General features: G+C 71.2%; 19 protein-coding genes, 1 tRNA gene and 1 riboswitch. Of the genes, 11 read left to right on the top strand and 9 right to left on the bottom strand.

Going from position 1 to position 19,254, the window contains the following annotated elements:
- Positions 1–892 precede the first annotated feature (892 nt).
- Complete coding sequence (locus ACZ5CZ_RS05835; protein WP_468939625.1) at positions 893–3,298, top strand: transglycosylase domain-containing protein; 2,406 nt, start codon at positions 893–895, stop codon at positions 3,296–3,298.
- A 27-nt stretch (positions 3,299–3,325) separates the two neighbouring features.
- On the opposite strand, the gene ACZ5CZ_RS05830 is transcribed toward ACZ5CZ_RS05835, so the two are convergent.
- The 3 genes from ACZ5CZ_RS05830 to ACZ5CZ_RS05820 form a co-directional block, all read right to left on the bottom strand.
- Positions 3,326–3,646, bottom strand: coding sequence for a DMT family transporter (locus tag ACZ5CZ_RS05830; protein WP_385843649.1), 321 nt, complete (start codon positions 3,644–3,646; stop codon positions 3,326–3,328).
- A gap of 37 nt (positions 3,647–3,683) precedes the next feature.
- A riboswitch (guanidine-III (ykkC-III) riboswitch) is annotated at positions 3,684–3,748 on the bottom strand.
- 57 nt (positions 3,749–3,805) lie between these two features.
- Positions 3,806–4,165, bottom strand: coding sequence for a GroES family chaperonin (locus ACZ5CZ_RS05825; RefSeq protein WP_385843650.1), 360 nt, complete (start codon positions 4,163–4,165; stop codon positions 3,806–3,808).
- Between the two features lie 79 nt (positions 4,166–4,244).
- Complete coding sequence (locus ACZ5CZ_RS05820) at positions 4,245–4,574, bottom strand: DUF3618 domain-containing protein (protein WP_385843652.1); 330 nt, start codon at positions 4,572–4,574, stop codon at positions 4,245–4,247.
- Between the two features lie 93 nt (positions 4,575–4,667).
- Here ACZ5CZ_RS05820 and bcp point away from each other — a divergent pair, with 93 nt between their 5' ends.
- On the top strand, positions 4,668–5,135 hold the full coding sequence (gene bcp, locus ACZ5CZ_RS05815; protein WP_385843653.1) for a thioredoxin-dependent thiol peroxidase: 468 nt from the start codon (positions 4,668–4,670) through the stop codon (positions 5,133–5,135).
- 39 nt (positions 5,136–5,174) lie between these two features.
- Positions 5,175–5,258: transfer RNA gene (locus ACZ5CZ_RS05810), tRNA-Leu, on the top strand.
- A gap of 11 nt (positions 5,259–5,269) precedes the next feature.
- Here the strand turns inward: ACZ5CZ_RS05810 and rdgB are convergent.
- Together rdgB and ACZ5CZ_RS05800 are read right to left on the bottom strand one after the other, a co-directional pair.
- A complete protein-coding gene (gene rdgB / locus ACZ5CZ_RS05805; RefSeq protein ID WP_468939525.1) occupies positions 5,270–5,872 on the bottom strand; it encodes an RdgB/HAM1 family non-canonical purine NTP pyrophosphatase in 603 nt (200 codons plus the stop codon).
- 46 nt (positions 5,873–5,918) lie between these two features.
- Positions 5,919–7,256 (bottom strand): SGNH/GDSL hydrolase family protein, encoded by a 1,338-nt coding sequence (locus tag ACZ5CZ_RS05800; RefSeq protein ID WP_468939522.1) that lies wholly within the window; start codon positions 7,254–7,256, stop codon positions 5,919–5,921.
- 219 nt (positions 7,257–7,475) lie between these two features.
- Between ACZ5CZ_RS05800 and ACZ5CZ_RS05795 the strand changes: the two genes are divergently transcribed.
- From ACZ5CZ_RS05795 to ACZ5CZ_RS05785, 3 genes are all read left to right on the top strand, one after another.
- Positions 7,476–8,792, top strand: a complete 1,317-nt coding sequence (locus ACZ5CZ_RS05795) for a DUF445 domain-containing protein (RefSeq protein ID WP_468939519.1) — start codon at positions 7,476–7,478, stop codon at positions 8,790–8,792.
- A gap of 123 nt (positions 8,793–8,915) precedes the next feature.
- Positions 8,916–10,436, top strand: coding sequence for an MFS transporter (locus ACZ5CZ_RS05790; protein WP_468939517.1), 1,521 nt, complete (start codon positions 8,916–8,918; stop codon positions 10,434–10,436).
- A 111-nt stretch (positions 10,437–10,547) separates the two neighbouring features.
- On the top strand, positions 10,548–11,312 hold the full coding sequence (locus tag ACZ5CZ_RS05785) for a hypothetical protein (RefSeq protein ID WP_385843661.1): 765 nt from the start codon (positions 10,548–10,550) through the stop codon (positions 11,310–11,312).
- A gap of 69 nt (positions 11,313–11,381) precedes the next feature.
- Here ACZ5CZ_RS05785 and ACZ5CZ_RS05780 read toward each other — a convergent pair whose 3' ends face one another.
- Positions 11,382–11,684, bottom strand: coding sequence for a hypothetical protein (locus ACZ5CZ_RS05780; RefSeq protein WP_450792911.1), 303 nt, complete (start codon positions 11,682–11,684; stop codon positions 11,382–11,384).
- A gap of 182 nt (positions 11,685–11,866) precedes the next feature.
- Here ACZ5CZ_RS05780 and ACZ5CZ_RS05775 point away from each other — a divergent pair, with 182 nt between their 5' ends.
- Together ACZ5CZ_RS05775 and ACZ5CZ_RS05770 are read left to right on the top strand one after the other, a co-directional pair.
- A complete protein-coding gene (locus tag ACZ5CZ_RS05775; protein ID WP_468939512.1) occupies positions 11,867–12,292 on the top strand; it encodes an Hsp20/alpha crystallin family protein in 426 nt (141 codons plus the stop codon).
- A gap of 107 nt (positions 12,293–12,399) precedes the next feature.
- A complete protein-coding gene (locus tag ACZ5CZ_RS05770; RefSeq protein WP_468939509.1) occupies positions 12,400–12,861 on the top strand; it encodes a DUF2267 domain-containing protein in 462 nt (153 codons plus the stop codon).
- 81 nt (positions 12,862–12,942) lie between these two features.
- Here the strand turns inward: ACZ5CZ_RS05770 and ACZ5CZ_RS05765 are convergent, their stop codons facing one another.
- The gene (locus ACZ5CZ_RS05765) at positions 12,943–13,485 is read right to left on the bottom strand and encodes an MOSC domain-containing protein (RefSeq protein ID WP_468939506.1); all 543 of its coding nucleotides are present in this window, start codon (positions 13,483–13,485) and stop codon (positions 12,943–12,945) included.
- Between the two features lie 66 nt (positions 13,486–13,551).
- Between ACZ5CZ_RS05765 and ACZ5CZ_RS05760 the strand changes: the two genes are divergently transcribed.
- On the top strand, positions 13,552–14,670 hold the full coding sequence (locus ACZ5CZ_RS05760) for an MrcB family domain-containing protein (protein ID WP_468939503.1): 1,119 nt from the start codon (positions 13,552–13,554) through the stop codon (positions 14,668–14,670).
- A 9-nt stretch (positions 14,671–14,679) separates the two neighbouring features.
- Here ACZ5CZ_RS05760 and ACZ5CZ_RS05755 read toward each other — a convergent pair whose 3' ends face one another.
- On the bottom strand, positions 14,680–15,690 hold the full coding sequence (locus ACZ5CZ_RS05755) for a tetratricopeptide repeat protein (RefSeq protein WP_468939500.1): 1,011 nt from the start codon (positions 15,688–15,690) through the stop codon (positions 14,680–14,682).
- 103 nt (positions 15,691–15,793) lie between these two features.
- Here ACZ5CZ_RS05755 and ACZ5CZ_RS05750 point away from each other — a divergent pair, with 103 nt between their 5' ends.
- Complete coding sequence (locus tag ACZ5CZ_RS05750) at positions 15,794–16,855, top strand: permease (protein ID WP_468939497.1); 1,062 nt, start codon at positions 15,794–15,796, stop codon at positions 16,853–16,855.
- 5 nt (positions 16,856–16,860) lie between these two features.
- Positions 16,861–17,604 (top strand): TIGR03943 family putative permease subunit, encoded by a 744-nt coding sequence (locus ACZ5CZ_RS05745; protein WP_468939622.1) that lies wholly within the window; start codon positions 16,861–16,863, stop codon positions 17,602–17,604.
- A 12-nt stretch (positions 17,605–17,616) separates the two neighbouring features.
- Here ACZ5CZ_RS05745 and ACZ5CZ_RS05740 read toward each other — a convergent pair whose 3' ends face one another.
- Positions 17,617–19,089, bottom strand: coding sequence for a glycoside hydrolase (locus ACZ5CZ_RS05740; RefSeq protein WP_468939494.1), 1,473 nt, complete (start codon positions 19,087–19,089; stop codon positions 17,617–17,619).
- Between the last annotated feature and the right edge of the window lie 165 nt (positions 19,090–19,254).

Raw genomic sequence — 19,254 nt, 5'->3', positions numbered from 1 at the left:
CGCAGACGGGCCGAAGAGCACCGGCAAGCCGTCCGGTGCTTCTGCCGGTGCTTCTGCCGGGAAGGGGAAGGCGCCGGACGCCGGGAAGGGGCCGGACGCCGGGCAGACGGCGGGACAGGACCGCTCGGGCACGGTGAGCGGCGCGGCCCAGGACCGTACGGCCTCCATCGCGCGCGCCCGCCAGGCCGCTCGCGGCGGCAAGGGTGCGGGCGCCGACGCTGCCTCCGGCGGCAAGGGTGCCGGTGCGCGCGCTGCTTCCGGTTCCGGTCAGCCGGGCGCCCCGGCGACCCGGCGCGACTCCGAGCAGCCGCCGTCGGCCGAGAGCACCCAGGTGCTGCGCCGCATCACGCCGCCCGGGGACACCCGGACCCCGGGCAAGGGTGAGGGCCAGGGCCAGACCCCGGGCAAGGCGCAGGGCAAGAGCCCGGCCCCGTCGCCCGGCCAGGCCCCCGAGACGACCCAGGTCCTGCGCCGCGTCAACGCGCCCCGCTCCGCGGGCTCCGGCGCCGCGTCCGCCGCGGCGAAGGGTGCCGCAGGTGCGGCCGGTGCCGCCGGTGCTGCCAAGGGTGCTGCCGGTGCGGCGGGAGGAGCCGCGGCCGGTGCGGGAGGAGCCGCGGCCGGTGCGGGAGGAGCCGCGGCCGGTGCGGGAGGAGCCGCGGCCGGTGCGGCCAAGGGTGCCGCCGGTGCGGCCGGAGCCGCAGCAGCGGGTGCCGCGGGTGCCGCCGCCTTCGGTGCCTCCGGCACCCCCCGCCCGACCGGCACCCCCCGCCCGACCGGCACCACCGGCGCTACCGGCTCGACCGGTAAGCCCAGCGCCCCCGGCACCCCCGGAGGCCCCGGCACCCCCGCCGCCCCCGGCGCTCCCGGATCCACCCCTGCCCCCGAGCCCGAGATCGCCGTGCTCAGTGGCGCCGCCGACGGGGAGGTCAAGAAGGGCAAGAAGGGGAAGAAGGGCAAGAAGCCCAAGCGGACCGGATGGCGGCGGCTCATCCCGACCTGGAAGATGGTGCTCGGCACCTTCCTCGTCGGCATACTGCTGATCATCGGCGTCTTCTTCATCGGCTACTCGATGGTCCAGATCCCGCCGGCCAACGCCCTCGCCACCAAGCAGAGCAACGTCTATCTGTACGCCGACGGCTCCCAGCTGGCCCGCGACGGCCAGATCAACCGCGAGAACGTGAGCCTCGCGCAGGTCTCCAAGGCCGCCCAGCACGCCGTACTGGCCGCCGAGGACCGCGACTTCTACAGCGAGTCCGCCGTCGACCCCAAGGCGATGCTCCGCGCCGCCTGGAACACCGCGACCGGCAAGGGCAAGCAGTCCGGCTCGACGATCACCCAGCAGTACGTGAAGAACTACTACCTGGCCCAGGAACAGACGGTCACCCGTAAGGCCAAGGAGTTCTTCATCTCGATCAAGCTGGACCAGCAGAAGACCAAGGACCAGATCTTCGAGGGCTACCTCAACACCAGCTTCTTCGGCCGCAACGCCTACGGCATCCAGGCCGCCGCCCAGGCCTACTACGGCGTGGACGCCGAGAACCTCGACCCGGCCCGCGCCGCCTACCTCGCCGCGCTCGTCAACGCGCCCAGCGAGTACGACGTCGTCGCCCACCCGGAGAACAAGTCCGCGGCCCTCGCCCGCTGGAACTACGTCCTGGACGGCATGGTCAAGAAGGGCTGGCTCAGCCAGTCCGAGCGCACCGGCCTGAAGTTCCCGATGCCGAAGGAGCAGACGGTCTCCACCGGCCTGTCCGGCCAGCGCGGCTACCTCGTCGAGGCGGTCAAGCACTACCTGACCACGAACAACATCATCGACCCCGACAAGCTCGCGCTCGGCGGCTACCGGATCACCACCACGATCCAGAAGAACAAGCAGAACGCCTTCGTGAAGGCGGTGAACGACCAGCTGATCTCCCAGCTGGACAAGAAGAACCGCAAGGTGGACAGCTACGTCCGCGCGGGCGGTGCCTCCGTCGACCCGAAGACCGGCAAGGTCGTCGCGATGTACGGCGGCATCGACTACGTGAAGCAGTACACCAACGGCGCGACCCGCGGTGACTTCCAGGTCGGCTCCACCTTCAAGCCCTTCGTGTTCACCTCCGCGGTGCAGAACGGCTCGACCACCCAGGACGGCCGCACCATCACGCCGAACACCATGTACGACGGCACCAACGAGCGCCCCGTGCAGGGCTGGAGCGGCGGCGGCTACGCCCCGCAGAACGAGGACCAGAAGTCGTACGGCCAGATCACCGTCACCAAGGCGACGGACCTGTCCGTGAACTCGGTGTACGCGCAGATGGCCGTCGACGTCGGCCCGTCCAAGGTCAAGCAGACCGCGACCGACCTCGGCATCCCCGCCGACACCCCGGACCTCCAGCCGTACCCGTCCATCGCGCTCGGCACCGCCACCGCCAGCGTCCTGGACATGGCGGAGGCGTACGCCACCCTCGCCAACCACGGCAAGCACGGCACGTACACCCTGATCGAGAAGATCACCAAGGACGGCACGGAGGACGTCACGCTGCCCGACGAGCCGGCCAAGCAGGCCGTCAGCCGGGAGGCAGCCGACACCACCACCTCGGTGCTCCAGAGCGTGGTCGACCACGGCACCGCCACCGCCGCGCTCCAGGCGGGCCGCCCGGCGGCCGGCAAGACCGGCACCGCGGAGAACGACACCGCCGCCTGGTTCGCCGGCTACACCCCGGACCTGGCCACCGTGGTCTCCGTGATGGGCCAGGACCCGGTGACGGCCAAGCACATGCCGCTGTACGGCGCGCTCGGCCAGGTGCGGATGAACGGCGGTGGCCCGCCCACCCAGATCTGGGCGCAGTACACGCGTGACGCGCTCAAGGGCAAGGCCGCCGCCGACTTCGACCTCCAGCTGGAACAGGGCGCCGACCAGCCGCAGGCGCCCGGCTCCACCGCCCCGTCCGCGCCGGCCGTCACCGGCGCCCAGGACAACGGCGGCACCACCGGCACGCCCAGCGACGGCGCCAGCACTCCGGCAACCGGCGGCACCACCGGCACCCCGGGCACCGGCGGCACGACCACGGACGGCAACACGACCGGCGGGGGGACGACGACCGGCGGCACCACCACGGGCGGCGGCGGGACCACCGGTACGGACACCACCGGCGGCACCACCGGCACCACGGGGACGACCACCGACCCCAGCACCACCGGCGGGTCCACGACGACCGGCGGCGGGGGCACCGGTGGCGGCGGTACGGGCGGTGGCACCGGCGGCGGCACGGGCGGTGGCGCGGGCGGCCCCGGAGGAGGTCCGGGAGGTCTCTGATCTCCGAAGGTGACGGGCCCTGACGGCTCAGTGACCGCTGGTCGCCTTCAGACCCACGACGGCGACCAGCAGCAGGACCACGAAGAACACCCGGGCGGCGGTGACCGGCTCACCCAGCACCACCATGCCGAGCACCGCCGCCCCGGCCGCGCCGATGCCCACCCACACGCCGTACGCGGTACCGATGGGCAGGGTCTTCGCGGCGTACGACAGCAGCACCATGCTCGCGACGATGCCGGCGCCGGTGAACAGACTCGGGACCAGCCGGGTGAACCCCTCGCTGTACTTCATCCCGATCGACCAGCCGACCTCGAGCAGACCGGCGACGAGCAGCAGAACCCAGGCCATGACAGGCACCTTCCGAGACGGGAGACGACTCTTCCTCGGTGCGTCGTCTTTGCCTGCATCCCGGTACGGCGCGTCTCGTCGGGCTCCCTTACGAAGCTAGCAAAGGGAACGCGGAAGGGGCCGGTGACAACCGTCACCGGCCCCTTCCGTCATCAGGCCCTACAGGTACAGGCCCGTCGAGTCCTCCGAGCCCTCGAACCGGTCCGCGGCCACGGCGTGCAGATCCCGCTCGCGCATCAGGACGTACGCGACTCCCCGCACCTCGACCTCGGCCCGGTCCTCCGGGTCGTACAGCACCCGGTCGCCCGGCTCCACGGTCCGCACGTTCTGGCCGACCGCGACGACCTCGGCCCAGGCCAGCCGCCGGCCGACCGCCGCGGTCGCGGGGATCAGGATGCCGCCCCCCGACCGCCGCTCGCCCTCGCCGGACTCCTGCTTGACCAGGACCCGGTCGTGCAGCATCCGGATGGGCAGCTTGTCGTGCTGGGGGGTGCTCTGCTCGTTTCTGTTGGCGCTCACGCCTTGAACCTACCTGCCTTCGTCCCGCCCGTCGGCGTCCGGGTCAGTTCCTGCGTCCGTCCTTGCGTCGGTTCCCGGGTCAGTTCTTGCGGCGCCGGGAGCCCAGGGCGAACAGCCCCACGACACCGACGGCGAGCAGCGCGACCGGTACGACCCGCTCCACGCGCAGCGTGCCGGTCTCGTCCACGAACTGCGCCCGTACCTCGCTCACCACACGGTTGACCTGGACGTACGCCCGGCCGACGGTGTGATCCACGTTCGCGGCGAGCTTGGCCTTGGCATCCCCGACGATGGTCTTCGGGTGCACCCGCACCCCGATCTCGTCCAGCGTCTCGGCCAGCACTTCGCGGCGGCGCCTGATGTCCGCCTCGATCTGCGCCGGGGTTCTGGTGTCCGACGTGTCCGCCACCGTACGGCCTCCGAAGTCTTCTGATGCTGTCCCGAACAGTCTGTCAGCTTCTGCTGCCAGCGCACCGCAAGGCCCCCCGGTTACCCTGGCCCGATGAGCGAGCGACTCCAGCCGGGGGACGTGGCCCCCGCCTTCACCCTCCCCGACGCCGACGGCAACCAGGTCTCCCTTGCGGACCACAAGGGCCGCAAGGTCGTCGTCTACTTCTACCCCGCCGCACTCACCCCGGGGTGCACCAAGCAGGCCTGCGACTTCACCGACAACCTGGAGGTGCTGGCCGCCGCCGGCTACGACGTCATCGGCATCAGCCCCGACAAGCCGGAGAAGCTCGCCAAGTTCCGCGAGCAGGAGTCCCTCAAGGTGACCCTCCTCGCCGACCCGGACAAGCAGGTCCTGGAGGCCTACGGTGCCTTCGGCGAGAAGAAGCTCTACGGCAAGACGGTCGTCGGCGTCATCCGCTCCACGGTGATCGTGGACGAGGAGGGCAAGGTCGAACGCGCCCTGTACAACGTGAAGGCCACCGGCCACGTGGCCAAGATCATCAAGGATCTGGGCATCTGAACGCGCCGCCCGGCCGCTAGCATGGCCGGGCAGCACCAGGCGGCCGTGGTGGAACTGGCAGTCACGCTGGGTTTAGGTCCCAGTGGGGTAACTCCCGTGAGGGTTCGAGTCCCTCCGGCCGCACCGCAGCACACCTAGCCGAGCAGCTCCCGCACCACCGGCACCAGGGCGCGGAACGCCTTGCCGCGGTGGCTGATCGCGTTCTTCTCGGCCGGGCTCAGCTCGGCGCAGGTCCGGCTCTCGCCGTCGGGCTGGAGGATCGGGTCGTAGCCGAAGCCGTTCGTGCCCGCGGGCGCGTGCCGCAGGATTCCGCGCAGCTGCCCCTCGACCACCCGTTCCCTGCCGTCCGGCAGGGCGAGCGCCGCCGCACACGCGAAGTGGGCGCCGCGGTGCTCCTCCCCGATGTCGGCGAGCTGGGCCAGCAGCAGCTCCAGGTTGGCCCGGTCGTCGCCGTGCCGCCCGGCCCAGCGGGCGGAGAAGATCCCGGGGGCGCCGTGCAGCACGTCCACGCAGAGCCCGGAGTCGTCGGCGACGGCCGGCAGACCGGTGGCCTGGGCGAGAGCGTGCGCCTTGAGCAGGGCGTTCTCGGCGAAGGTGACGCCGGTCTCCTTGACGTCGGGGACCTCCGGGAAGGCGTCCGCGCCGACGAGTTCGTGCGGCAGTCCGGCCTCGGCGAGGATCGCCCTCAGCTCGGTGATCTTTCCGGCGTTACGGGTGGCGAGGATCAAGCGGGTCATGCGCCCCAGTATTCCCCGCCCCACCCCGACGGCCCCGCCCGCCCCGCTACAGCTCCGCCTGGCCGGCGTTCTTCAGGAGGTTCAGGTTGAAGACCTGGGCCATTCTGGCGAAGCCCAGGTCGCTGGGGTGCAGGTGGTCGCCGGAGTCGTAGTCGGGGCGCAGCCGATGGGGGGCGTAGGGGTCGCGGAGGGCCTGGTCGAAGTCGACGACCGCGTCGTACACCCCGCCGGCCCGTATCTCCGCGTTGACCTGCTGCCGTACCGCCTCCTTGGCCGGGGTCCAGCCGCGGTGGCCCTCGACGGGCATCAGGGTGGCGCCCACGACCTTCAGCCCGCGGGCGTGCGCCTCGCGGACCAGGGTGCGCAGACCGGCGGTGACGCGGTCCGGGGCGGGGGGTGTGCGGTGGCGCAGGATGTCGTTGACGCCGAGGTCCACGACGACGACCCGGACGCCGGTCCGGGAGAGCACGTCGCGGCCGAAGCGGCCGAGCCCGCTCTCGTTCTCGGCCGGCCGGCCGAGTCCGTCGGTGAGCACCTCGTTGCCGCTGATGCCCTCGTTCACCACGCTGTAGCGCGGCAGCCGCCACCCGCCGCGGAGCGCGCCGCGCAGCCGGCCGGCGAGGACGTCGGTCCAGCGGTGGTTGGCGCCGATGGTGGAGGTGATGCCGTCGGTGATGGAGTCGCCGAAGACGACGACAGTGCCGTCGGCCTCCTCGCCGAACACGTCCAGTGCGGTCACATAGCGCCAGTACGGCGTCCGCCCGGTGTACGGCAGCCCGGTGGAGTCCTCGGTACGGTCCCCGGCGGCGACGTACGAGATCTGCCGGGCGTGCGGATGGAAGGTCACCGGGCCGGACGCGACGGGGGAGTAGGTGGTGACCAGCACATCGCTGCCGGCCGGGACCGCGAGGCGCACCGCGTCGCTGACGACGTCGTGGCCGGCGGGGACGGTGACGCCGGTGGCGCCGTCGAAGGTGAGGCGCCGCATGCTCTCCGTGTCGGCCGCGGCGGTGCCGTCGCCGGTGGAGAGGGCGAGGGTGGCGTGCGTGATGGTCAGCGGCGACTGGCCGTACAGGTTGGACAGCGTGATCCGGGCACTCGTACCGCCGATGGCCGCGTGCACGACGTTGCGCACCGAGCGGCCCGCCAGCCCGGCCGCCTCGGTGCCGGGTTCGCCGCCGACCGGCGCGGTGGACCAGGCGGTGGCCCAGCTGCCGGTGGAGGCGGGCGCGGCGGAGGAGCCGCGGTGCGGGCGGTCGCCGGCGAGGCTGCCGCCGACGGGGCCGCTGTCACCGGCAGCCGCGATGAGCCAGATCGCGCTGCACAGTGCGATGACGAGCGCGCCGAGCGCACTCAGTACGGCATAACCCTGACGCTTGGTCACGCTGGTGTCGTTCTCCTCGGGAGACGGGAGTCCGTTCTCCTCGGGAGAGGGGACTCCGAGGCTCCGACCTTGATGGGTCCATGATGCGACAGGGGCCGGGGAGAGCTGACAGGGCCCTGTCCAAACCCCCGTTCCGACAGACGCCGGGAACTCCTGTTCCGTTCCGGGAGTCGGTCAGGAAGGGACAATTGTGTGCGGGATCACCGACGGGTGGAGCTGATGGAACCGACCGAGACCGAGACAGCGCCGGGGCGGGGAGTGTCGTACCGGACCATGACGGCCTTCACCCCGGCCGACGAGGAGCGCCGGCGCGGGGTGCGGCGCATGAAGCTCACGGCGACCGGCATGCTGCTGTTCGTCGCCGTGGTCTACGTCCTGGCCAGGCTGGCCGGGCACGAGGGCGCCGGCCCCTGGGCGGGCTATGTGGTGGCCGCCGCCGAGGCGGGCATGGTCGGCGCGCTGGCCGACTGGTTCGCGGTGACGGCCCTGTTCCGGCACCCGCTCGGCCTGCCCATCCCGCACACCGCGATCATCCCCACCAAGAAGGACCAGCTGGGCATCTCGCTGGGCGAGTTCGTCGGGGAGAACTTCCTCTCCCAGGACGTCGTACGGCAGCGGCTGCGCGCCGTCGGCATCGGCAGCCGGCTGGGCGCCTGGCTGGCCGAGCCGGCCCACGCCGACCGGGTCACGGCCGAACTGGCGACGGCCCTGCGGGGTGCGCTGACCGTGCTGCGGGACACCGACGTGCGGGCGGTGGTGAGCGAGGCGATCACCCGGCGGGCGGACGCCCAGGAGATCGCACCGGGTCTCGGCAAGCTGCTGGACCGGATCGTCGCCGACGGCGGGCACCGGCGGGTGGTCGACCTGGTGGTGGGCCGCGCGCACGACTGGCTGGTGCTGCACCGCGCCGATGTGATGGACGCCGTGGAGGGCGGCGCGCCCGGCTGGACCCCGCGGTTCGTGGACAAGAGGGTCGGCGAGCGGGTCTACAAGGAGCTGCTGCGGTTCGTCACCGAGATGCGGGACATGCCCTCGCACCCGGCGCGCGGCGCCCTGGACCGCTTCCTCACCGACTTCGCCTCCGACCTCCAGTCCGACACCGACACGCGCGCGCGGGTGGAGCGGCTCAAGGGCGAGGTGCTGGGCCGGGGCGAGGTGCAGGACCTGATCGGCTCCACCTGGTCGGCCGTACGCTCGATGATCGTCGCGGCCGCCGAGGACGAGCGCAGCGAGCTGCGGATGCGGGTGCGGGCCGCGCTGCTCTCGCTGGGTGCGCGGATGGCGCGTGAGCCGAAGGTGCAGGGCAAGGTCGACAGCTGGGTGGAGGGTGTCGCGGTGCACATCGTGACCACGTACCGCCGCGAGATCACCTCGCTGATCACGGACACCGTGGCCGGCTGGGACGCCGAGCACACCACCCGGAAGATCGAGGCGCACATCGGCCGCGATCTGCAATTCATCCGGATCAATGGCACGGTGGTGGGATCCCTGGCGGGACTGCTGATCTACACGGTGTCGCGGATGGTGGGCGGCTGACGCACCGGGGGGCCGGGTGGCCGACGTGCGGGGCGCGCCGGGCGCCGGGCGCCTGAAACCGCGCGAGGCGGGCACTTGTTCCGCTGTCCTTCACAGGGACGTCCTTCAACGAGGAGGGAGCCCATGGCCGCAGCCGAGACACCGACGCCGTACTCCGAACAGCCCGCAGGGACCGGTCGGACGATCACCACCGACATCCCCGCCCGCCTCGACCGGCTGCCCTGGTCGCGCTGGCACTGGACGATCGTGATCGGCCTCGGCACCGTGTGGATCCTGGACGGCCTGGAGGTCACGGTCGTCGGCAACATCGCGAGCCGGCTGGCGGAGCCCGGCAGCGGTCTGTCGATCACCTCGGGCCAGATCACCGGCACCGCGGCCGCGCTCTATGTGGCCGGCGCCTGCTCCGGAGCACTCTTCTGGGGCCGGCTCACCGACCGCTTCGGCCGCCGGAAGCTCTTCATGATCACCCTGGCGGTCTATCTCGCCGCGACGGCGCTCACCGCGGTCTCCTGGGAGGCCTGGTGGTTCTTCCTCTTCCGCTTCCTCACCGGCTTCGGCATCGGCGGTGAGTACGCGGCGATCAACTCCGCGATCGACGAGCTGATCCCGGCCGACTACCGCGGCCGGGTCGACCTGATCATCAACGGCAGCTTCTGGCTGGGCGCGGTGGGCGGCTCCCTGCTGTCGATCGTCGCCCTCGACACCTCCCTGCTGCCCGCGGCCGTCGGCTGGCGCCTGACCTTCGCCCTCGGCGCCGTCCTCGCCCTGGTCATCCTGCTCGTACGACGGCATGTCCCGGAGAGTCCGCGCTGGCTGCTGATCCACGGCCGGGACCAGGAGGCGGCGGAGATCGTCACCGACATCGAACGCCGGGTGGCCGAGGAGAAGGGCGTACGGCTGCCCGAGCCGGAGGGCCGGCTGGAGATCCACCAGCGCCGCAGCGTCACCTTCCGGGAGATCGCCCGCACGGTCTTCGGCCAGTACCGCCGCCGGGCCGTCCTCGGCTTCTCCCTCTTCATCGGCCAGGCGTTCCTCTACAACGCGATCACCTTCGGCTTCGGCGCGATCCTCACCAAGTTCTTCGACGTGCCGGCCGACCGCACCGGCTACTACTTCGCGGTGATCGCGGTCGGCAACTTCTGCGGCCCGCTGCTGCTCGGCCACCTCTTCGACACGGCCGGCCGGCGCGTCATGATCTCCTCCACCTACCTCCTGTCGGGCCTGCTGCTCTTCGGCACGGCCTGGCTGTTCGACCGGGGCGTCCTCGGGGCGGGCACCCTGACGGCCTGCTGGTGCGCGGTGCTCTTCTTCGCCTCGGCGGGCGCCTCCAGCGCGTACCTCACCGTCTCCGAGATCTTCCCGATGGAGACCAGGGCGATGTCCATCGCCTTCTTCTACGCCCTCGGCACCGCCGCCGGCGGCATCAGCGGTCCGCTCCTCTTCGCCGACCTCACCGGCACCGGCCGGGTCGGCGACACGGTCCTCGCCTTCCAGATCGGGGCGGCCCTGATGTGCGCGGCCGGTCTGGTCGCCGCCGCGCTGGCGGTACCGGCGGAACGCCGCTCCCTGGAGGACATCGCCCGCCCGCTGACGGCGGCGGCGAGCCGGACAACCCCGGCACCCCAGGGCTTTTCGGCAGAGTGACGAGAAGCCCCTGAAGATCGGCTAGAGTATCCGCCCGTGGCACCCGGCCCACGGGCGGTCCCGCGTCGGCGTGCCCCTGTTTGACGGATCTTCGGGGGAGTCTCGGCGCTCATGCTGTCCGGTTTCGTGGAATTCTTCGAGTGGCTGAACAGCCTTGCCCGGCACGAGGACCGGGTGCAGGACCCGCTCATGGCGGGCCTCCAGGCCTTTCGCACGACGCTGGGGCTGGTGGCCACCGTGTGGCTGCTGGTGGCGTATCCGATCACCGAGGGCGGGGAGCAGTTCGTCCTCGGCAAGGCGGAGGACCTGGTCGTCAGCGGCGGGATCACCTTCGCCGTCGCCCTCGTCGCGATGATCGCGTTCGTCGCCGCGGCCCGCGCACCGCTGAGCGGGCGCTACGCCGCCCGGCTGGTCGGCCCGGCCCGCTCGATCGGACTGATCCTGCTGAGCGCGGGGGCGGTGTGGCTGCTGGTGGAGCTGATGATGGGCAACATCATCACGCCGTACGACTTCGGCCACCACGGCATCCTGCTCAGCCTGCTGATCCTGGCGGCCTTCGGCATCGGCTGGGTGGCCTGCCTGATCGGGGTGGTCTTCGCGGTGGTGCTCACGCTGGTGGCCCTGATCGCGGGCGTGAACTCCTGCTTCGCCCTCGGCGAGGTGCACGAGATACTGCCGGCCCTGGTCTCCCCGCTGCTGGTCTGGACCCTGCTGGTCATCAACCTCTTCGAGGGCCCGGACGTGGCGGCCCCGCCCTCGGTCCTCTACACCTTCCTGCTTGGCGGCCCGGTCTCGGTGACGCTGCTGTCGGTGTGGGAGATACGCCGGCTGCGCACCCGGCACGGGGTGACGCTGCGGGTGGCGCTGGGCCGGTAGAGCCGGGCTCGGCGCCCGGACTCACCGGGGGCGCCGCAGCCCGGGCTTTCTGAAGTCGGGGCCGGTGTCTCAGCCGCGCCGGTCCGCCACGGCCCAGGAGGCGAGGGCAACGGCACCGGCCACCCCGAGGACGGACGGCCAGGCCCCGATCTTCTTGGCCAGCGGATGCGACCCGGCGAACGCACCGACGTACGCGGCGGTCAGCGCACCGGCGGCCACCCCGCCCGCCTGCCGGCGCCACTGCTGCGCGGCGGCGACCCCGGCGACGGCGAGGACGGCACCGCCCAGCTGCCGCTTCTTCGTCCAGCGGGCGACGCCGTACCCACCGACGAGTCCGCTCGCGGCGACGACCGCGCTGGGGACCTTGGCCATACCTGCCTCCTCGATCTCTGATCTCTCCGCTCAAGGCACTTGAGGCTAACGCGCGCACCGACAGCGGCCCGCCTATGAGCCCAGCCTTGTCAACTTTCCAGCTGCGAGCTATATAAGAACGCGAGGGACAAGAACCCGTAGGGCATCGCACCCGGTAATTCCTGAGGAGAGGAGTGACTGTGATGCTCATGCGCACCGACCCCTTCCGCGATCTCGACCGGCTCGCGCAACAGGTCCTCGGCACCCACGCCCGGCCGTCCGCGATGCCGATGGACGCCTACCGCAGCGGCGAGGACTTCCTGGTCCACTTCGACCTGCCCGGCGTCGACCCCGAGACGATCGAACTGGACGTCGAGCGCAACGTCCTCAACGTCCGCGCCGAGCGCCGCAGCCCCGCCCCCGAGGAGGCGGAGATGCTGGTCGCCGAACGGCCCACGGGCACCTTCACCCGTCAGCTGTTCCTGGGCGACACCCTCGACACGGACCGCATCGACGCCTCGTACGACGCAGGCGTCCTGACCCTGCGCATCCCCATGGCCGAACAGGCCAAGCCGCGCCGCATCCAGATCTCGGGCGGCGCGGGCGACCGCAAGCAGATCAGCGGCTGATCCCGGCCGGCCCCGCGGGACGGCCCGCCCGCGGGGCCGGCGGAACCGGAGCCGAGCCGCGCCCCATGTCCCTACCCCGACGCGCCCCCGGAGGAGGAGCCAGCACGATGACCGTGACGACCGCCCAGCCGCAGACGAGGCCCGCCGCATCCGCCTTGTCCCCCGACGCCGCCCGCTGGGAGCAGCTGACCGAGGCGGTGCGCGAGGCGGGCCGTTACCCGACGAGAGCGGAGGCGGAGCGGGTGACCCGGATCGTCCTGTCGGCACTCGGCGGCCATGTGACCGGCGAGGAACGCGTGGCCCTCGCCCAGGCCCTGCCCCGCGAGGCGGGCCGGCTGATCGCGTCCCAGATCCCGGCCACCCGCCCCCTGACGGCGAGGGAGTTCGTGGAGTCGGTGGCGGCCCGTATCGAGGGAGCCACGCCCGCGACGGCCCGCTGGGACGTCAGCTCGGTCCTGAACGTGCTGGCGGAACAGGCGGGCGAGCCCCTGACGACCCGCGTCCTGGCCCAACTCCCGCACGGCTACGCCCTGTTGTTCGGCCGAGTGAACCTGGCCCCGGCAGTCTGACCGCGCCCCCGCCAGGGCGCCGCACGCCCTGTCCCGCTGCGGCCCCCTGGCGGAGACCCGCGAAACACTGACCCCCTCGCCTCACACCCGCTCGAGCGGCCGCTGCTCCCCTTCCGGAAGCTCGACCCGTATGACATCACCGGGCCGCACCGCACCCCCGTGCAGCACGACCCCCATGATCCCGCCGCGGTACTGGACCTCCCCGTCCTCGCCACGCCGTACGACCTGCTTCAGCAGCCCCTGCTGGAAGTTGTCGATCTGCGCACAGGGATTCCGCAGCCCGGTCACCTCCACGACGGCCTCCTCCCCGATCAGCAGCCGCGCCCCCGTGGGCAACCCGTGCAGATCGAGCCCGCGGGTGGTGATGTTCTCCCCCAACTCCCCAGCCCGCACCCGGAACCCGGCCTCGGCGACCTCGGCGAACAACTCCTCGTGCATGAGGTGCACCTGCCGCAGATTCGGCCGCGTCGGATCCTGCCTCACCCGCGACCGGTGCTTGACCGTCACCCCGGCATGCACATCCCCCTCCACCCCAAGCCCGGCCAACAGATTGATGCTCTGCCGGTTGGGCTTGGTGAAGGAGTAGTCGGTGTTACTGCTTACGGCGACGACGACCCCACCCATGGCACTTCCCTCCCCTAGACGTCAAGATCCAGCCAGAGCCTAACGAGTCGGGTTACTTTCTTGAGCGTGCCTCTACGTGACCTGCTCATACGCATAGCGGAGACCTACGACGCCAAGTTGGGTACGGCCCAAGGCGTTCCAGCTCAGGACTTGCTGAGGGAAGTGAAGGACAAGACGGATCTTCCCTTGCCTTATAACTTCGTAGCCTCAGGACACGGAGGGCAGGGAAGCGCAGCAAGCACCCCGTGGATTGGGGTGTTTGACCCCGCGATTAACAAGGAACCTCAGGAAGGCCTGTACCTGGCCTACATCTTTGACGCGGACCTCAGTGCCGTGACGCTCACCTTGCAACAAGGGGTGACGAAGCTGTCCGACGACTACACGCCGGCGGACCTGCGGCGGGAGCTAAAGCGCCGGGCGAGGCATCTAAGGGCCGGAATCCAGCCGGAGTTGGCCGCGCAGTGGACCTACACGCCAGCCTTTGGTGCGCGGCAAGACCGGCCTCGCGCGTACGAAGCAGGGAGTGTGGCTGCCCGTCGGTACGACATCGCTCACCTCCCCGCGGAGGAGGTCCTCGCTCAAGACCTTCGGACCGCATCTCTTCTGTTGCGTGACGCCGCAGCCAGTCAGCGCATCTGGCTTCAAACTCCGGCGCCGGATGAACCCTTCGTGTTCGAGAGCGACGGACACGTTCCTGCTGGTGATCCCCTTGACGGCTTCCGCCCCAACGACAGTAGTGACTACTACGTCCGCATCACGGGCGGCCATCACCGCAGAGAGCGTCGACACGAGGAACTGATCAAGGACTTCGGGCTGCATGTGGTGACCAAGGGGTACACGCCGATCACCCAAGGCATGTACCCGAGGGACCTGGTTTTGCGTCGACGCGTGGACGACGAGCCGCGCACGTGGCTCGTCGAGGGCAAGGCGGTCAAGACGGGGAACGTCACCAAGGCCGTCCGTGAAGCGGTGGCCCAGTTGCTGGAATACAGCTACTACTGGCACGAGAAGCGGGGCGAAGAGAAGCCCCGCCTCATCGGGCTCTTTACGGAGAATATTGGGCAATATGTCGAGTATCTCGAGGACCACGGCATTGCCTCGATCTGGCGTACCTCTGAAGGAGGCTGGGCGGGCTCGTCCATGGCCGTGGCCTGGGGCCTAGCTGAGAAGGCCCTGGGAAGCTAAAGCGCGGGCTTACACCCCGTGGCACCGCTCGTACGACAGCTCCGTGCCGCACCAGCACCCCTCCCCCCTCCCCGGCGGCCAGGCCGTTGCTCGGCCGCGGGAGGCGAGGGTGGTGGCGTATTGGGGGAGGAGGGCGGGGTCTTCGGGGGTGGTGGCTTCTGCTGCGGCGAAGGCTTCGTAGGAGGGGACCGTGCCCGTGACGATGCCCAGGTTGGGGGTGCCGGAGGAGGCCAGTTCGCGCAGGGAGGACTCTATGGCCGACAGGTGGGCCTCGTGGGAGGGGTACTCCGAGGTCAGGGCCGGGTACGCCGACAGCAGCTCGGCCAGTTCGGGGGCCGGCCAGTGCAGGACCGCCACCGGGAAGGGGCGGGAGAGGGCCGCTCGGTAGGCGCCCAGTTCCGCGCGCAGGCGGGAGATCTCCGCCTCCAGCTCCGCCGGGTTGTCGGAGCCCAGGGACCACACGCGTTTCGGGTCGTGGAGTTCGTCCAGGGTGACCGGGGAGGTGTGGAGGCTGTCGGCCAGGGTGTCCCAGTCGTCGTGCGGGAGGCCGCGCATACGGCGGACGCGGTGGCGGCCGTAGAGGAGGGAGTGAGCCGCCGGCGGCGGGGGTTCCTCGGGCGAGAGGAGGAGGGTCGTCGCCTCGGTGAAGGTCTGCTCCGCCGCGTCCAGCTCGTCGTGCGACTCCAGGGCCTCCGCCACGATCACCCAGGGCGCCGGGTCCCGGGGCGCCGCGGTGCGGATGCCCTCGATGATCGCCCGGGCCTCCGCCTCATGGCCGTACTCCCAGAGGTTCGAGGCCTTCAGGGCTCGCACCAGTGCCGGGTTGTCCAGGGCGTCCGGGGTCGACAGCAGGCGGTCGTAGAGCGCGGTGGCGGCGGGGCGGTCGCCGGAGAGTTCCAGGTGGGCCGCGGCGCGCAGGATCAGGGTCTCGGCGTCCTCGGGGTACAGGGCGGCGGTCCGCTCCAGGCGTGCCGCCTCGGCGGGGTGGTCGACGTTCTCGGCAGGCGTGTCGGGGCGCATGAGGGACACCGTACTGCCGGCCGGTGACAAAAGTGAGGCGCGTGGGGGAGCGTACGGGGCAGGCCGCTATCTTCGGAGCCGACGTCTAACACGCGGAGTCGGCATGCAGAGGACGGGTGGGGTGGCTCCGACCGAAGCAGACATAGAAGCAGACAGAGAAGCAGAGACAGAAGCAGAGATAGGAGAGGCCGGGAGGGGCGGGGACGAGCAGTTGCCTCGGCATTGGGGGCTGATGCTGCTCGCGGCCGCCGTCGTGCCCGGGACCCTTCTCTTTCTCGTCGGGCGCTGGGGCGACGCCCCCGCCGTGCAGGCCTGGCGGACCGTGTGTCTCGCCGTCACCGTGCAGGCCCTGCCCTTCCTGCTGCTGGGGACCGCGCTGTCCGGTGCGATCAACGCGTTCGTGCCCGAGCGGGTCTTCCGGCGCTTCCTTCCCCGGCGGCCCTTTCTCGCCGTACCGGTGGCCGGGGTCGCGGGCGTCGTCCTGCCGGGGTGCGAGTGCGCCTCCGTGCCGGTCGCGAGCAGTCTCATCGGGCGCGGGGTCACGCCCGCGGCCGCCTTCGCCTTCCTGCTGTCCGCGCCGGCCGTCAATCCCGTGGTGCTCACGGCCACCGCCGTCGCCTTTCCCGGGCAGCCCGGCATGGTGCTGGCCCGGCTGCTCGCCTCCCTCGCCACCGCCGTCGCGATGGGCTGGCTCTGGCTGCGGTTCGGGCGGGCCGAGTGGCTGCGGCCGGCCGTGCGGCACGCCGGGCACACGGAGGGGCGCAGCCGGTGGGACGAGTTCCGGGCCGGGTTCCAGCACGACTTCCTGCACGCGGGCGGCTACCTGGTGCTCGGGGCCATGGCCGCGGCCACCTTCAACGTCGCCGTGCCGCGCTCCGTGCTCGACACCTTCGCCGGGTCCACCTGGCTGTCGGTGCTCTTCCTGGCCGGGCTCGCGGTGCTGCTCGCGGTGTGTTCCGAGGCCGACGCCTTTCTCGCCGCCTCGCTGACCGGGTTCCCGGCGGTGGCGCGGCTGGTGTTCATGGTGGTGGGGCCCATGGTCGACCTCAAGCTCATCGCCCTTCAGGCGGGCACCTTCGGGCGGGCCTTCGCCGTACGGTTCTCCGCCGCCACCGTCGTCGTCGCCATCGCGTGCAGCGCGCTGATCGGGGGAGTGGTGCTGTGAGGCGGATCCAGCGACCGTCGTGGCGAGGGGTTCTCCAGGCGGGGCTGCTGCTGCTCTGCGGGGCCGGGCTGCTGCACATCTCCCTCCTCACCGACCTCTGCCTGCGATATGTGAAGGAGAGCATGCGGCCGCTGCTCATCGCCTCCGGGGCCGTCCTGCTCCTCCTCGGGGTCGCGAGCCTGCTCCTCGACCGTCCCCACGCAGGGGAAGCGTCGCACGGGCACGATCACTCCGGTCTGCCCCGCGTCGCCTGGCTGCTCCTCCTCCCCGCGCTCAGCCTCCTCGTCTACGCCCCGCCCGCCCTCGGCGCCTACACCGCCTCCCGGCAGCCGGCCAAGGCCATCGCCGAGCGGCGGTCGTTCGAGCCGTTGCCCGCGACCTCGCCGCTGCCCCTCACCCTGTCCGACTTCACCGGCCGGGTGCAGCAGGACCGCGGGCGGGCGATCGAGGGGCGCACCGTGCTGATGACCGGGATCGTCACCCCGCACGACGACCACAGCTGGGATCTGACGCGGATCATCATCAGCTGCTGCGCCGCCGACGCCCAGTCCGTGAAGGTGCGGATCTACGGCGGACCCACGCTGCCCGCCAACACCTGGGTGTCGGTCACCGGGACCTGGCACCCCGGCGGCACGCTCGGCACCAGGTCCGCGCAGGTCGCGCTCGACGCCCGCACCGTCACGAAGGTGCCCCGCCCGCTGAACGGCTACCAGGACGCCCTTCCGCTGCCCTCGGCCCTGACACGGTGACCTGCTCGGCCCTCACACCGTGACCCCGTCGATCTGGAGCGTCTGCACCGACTTCGCGGCGAAGGGGACCGACACCGTCCTGCCGGACAGTCGGATGTCCGAGTGGGCCGTGTAGCGGTCGCCGCCCGTCGTGACCGTGTTCCAGCGTGGGACGAGCCCGCCCGAGCCGCCGGTCACCGCGGAGAAGCGGGAGAGGTCGAAGGTCAGGGTCTGGGCCGAGGCCGACGTGTTCGCCGCCACGATCACCAGGCGCTTCGCCGCCCGGTCCAGGGCGGCCGCGGCATAGCTCACCCCGGTGTCGAGGATCGTCATCCCGGGCCGGATATGACGGGTGAACTGGGCTAGTACGTAGTACTTCGTCTGGACCGCGCCCGGCTGGAGGGTCGAGGCGTCGTACGCGATCGTGGCCCAGCCGGCGCTCGGGTCCATCACCTGCCAGTAGACCCAGGCGGTGGGATGCAGCCAGCGGAAGTCGTAGAGGAGGTTGCTGGCCGTGGTCAGGCCGGTGGCGTCGCCGTCGCCGGTCTCCGAGTTCCACAGGGCCTTGCCGGCCGTCGTGACGACGTCCGTGTAGAGCAGGTCGCGGCGACCGCCGGAGCCCTGGTAGCCGTGCACGTTGACCCGGTCGACATAGCCCTTCGTGGTGGCGGAGAAGGAGCCCCAGGTGGTGCGGGCCAGGTCGTAGTTGGTCTCGTCGGAGGCGGAGATCCTGGTCCCCGTCAGACCGCGCTTGTCCAGCTCGCTGCGCAGATACGGCAGTACGGCCGCCTGCACGGTGGAGTCGATGTGGCAGCCCTCCTGGGTGCCGGTCGACGTCCACCAGGAGGACGAGGGCTCGTTGAAGGCCTCCACCGTGGCGAAGTCCACGCCCCAGTTCTGCTTCGCGTGCAGGGCGACCGCGGCCAGGTGGGAGGCGTGCTGGCGGTAGTTCCAGGACTGGAGGTTGTTGCCGCCGTCGGCGGCGCCGGAGGGGTTGTGGTTGGAGCACATCCACCACATCGGGGAGTTGGCGAACAGCTCGGAGATCGCGCCGCGCTGGGTCGCCTTCACCAGCATCGCCCGCTGGCTCGCGTCCGCCGTCCACTTCCAGGCCGAGGAGGCCGGGTCCTCGTTCGTCCAGTCCTGCCAGTAGCCCTCGATCTGCTTGAAGGCGGGGATGTTGGGCGAGGCCGTCATCGTCGCGCCGTTCACGCTGTTCCAGCTGCACGCGCCCAGGTTGTAGCGGGCGATGTTCAGGCCGAGACCGGGGAGTGAAGTGCCGTTGTACGTCGTGGACTTGGTGGTGAAGAAGATGTCGGCGAAGTCGTCCCGGGTGCCGAAGACGTTCGCCCACCAGGCCAGGGACGTGCCCCAGCCCTCCCAGGTGCCGTAGGTCGCGGACGGGTTGACGGAAATCGTCGCGTCCGCGCGGGCGGTGCCCGTGGCCAGGGCGCTGCCGAGGAGGCCACCGCCCGCGGCGGCCAGCAGCGTTCTGCGTCGGATCATGGGTCGTCTGCCTCTCCGTGCGGCTCCGGCAGCACGAAGCATCGGGGGTGGCGGGTGGGGATGTCGAGAGGTCTGACACCCCTTTCTCCGGTGCTTGTGAAAACGGCTGGAGAAAGCCCTGGTCCCGGTGCGGCTCTGGCCGGTTGAAGCGTCCCCGTCTATCGT

It is taken from the genome of Streptomyces sp. NPDC031418, from assembly GCF_055581605.1.
This window is presented reverse-complemented; position numbering and strand designations above follow the sequence as displayed.

Coding starts and splice junctions, on each gene's coding strand:
- ACZ5CZ_RS05830 (WP_385843649.1), bottom strand. CDS start 3,646: ATGGCCTGGGTTCTGCTGCTCGTCGCCGGTCTGCTCGAGGTCGGCTGG.
- bcp (WP_385843653.1), top strand. CDS start 4,668: ATGAGCGAGCGACTCCAGCCGGGGGACGTGGCCCCCGCCTTCACCCTC.
- rdgB (WP_468939525.1), bottom strand. CDS start 5,872: ATGACCCGCTTGATCCTCGCCACCCGTAACGCCGGAAAGATCACCGAG.
- ACZ5CZ_RS05795 (WP_468939519.1), top strand. CDS start 7,476: ATGGAACCGACCGAGACCGAGACAGCGCCGGGGCGGGGAGTGTCGTAC.
- ACZ5CZ_RS05790 (WP_468939517.1), top strand. CDS start 8,916: ATGGCCGCAGCCGAGACACCGACGCCGTACTCCGAACAGCCCGCAGGG.
- ACZ5CZ_RS05785 (WP_385843661.1), top strand. CDS start 10,548: ATGCTGTCCGGTTTCGTGGAATTCTTCGAGTGGCTGAACAGCCTTGCC.
- ACZ5CZ_RS05780 (WP_450792911.1), bottom strand. CDS start 11,684: ATGGCCAAGGTCCCCAGCGCGGTCGTCGCCGCGAGCGGACTCGTCGGT.
- ACZ5CZ_RS05775 (WP_468939512.1), top strand. CDS start 11,867: ATGCTCATGCGCACCGACCCCTTCCGCGATCTCGACCGGCTCGCGCAA.
- ACZ5CZ_RS05770 (WP_468939509.1), top strand. CDS start 12,400: ATGACCGTGACGACCGCCCAGCCGCAGACGAGGCCCGCCGCATCCGCC.
- ACZ5CZ_RS05765 (WP_468939506.1), bottom strand. CDS start 13,485: ATGGGTGGGGTCGTCGTCGCCGTAAGCAGTAACACCGACTACTCCTTC.
- ACZ5CZ_RS05755 (WP_468939500.1), bottom strand. CDS start 15,690: ATGCGCCCCGACACGCCTGCCGAGAACGTCGACCACCCCGCCGAGGCG.
- ACZ5CZ_RS05750 (WP_468939497.1), top strand. CDS start 15,794: ATGCAGAGGACGGGTGGGGTGGCTCCGACCGAAGCAGACATAGAAGCA.
- ACZ5CZ_RS05740 (WP_468939494.1), bottom strand. CDS start 19,089: ATGATCCGACGCAGAACGCTGCTGGCCGCCGCGGGCGGTGGCCTCCTC.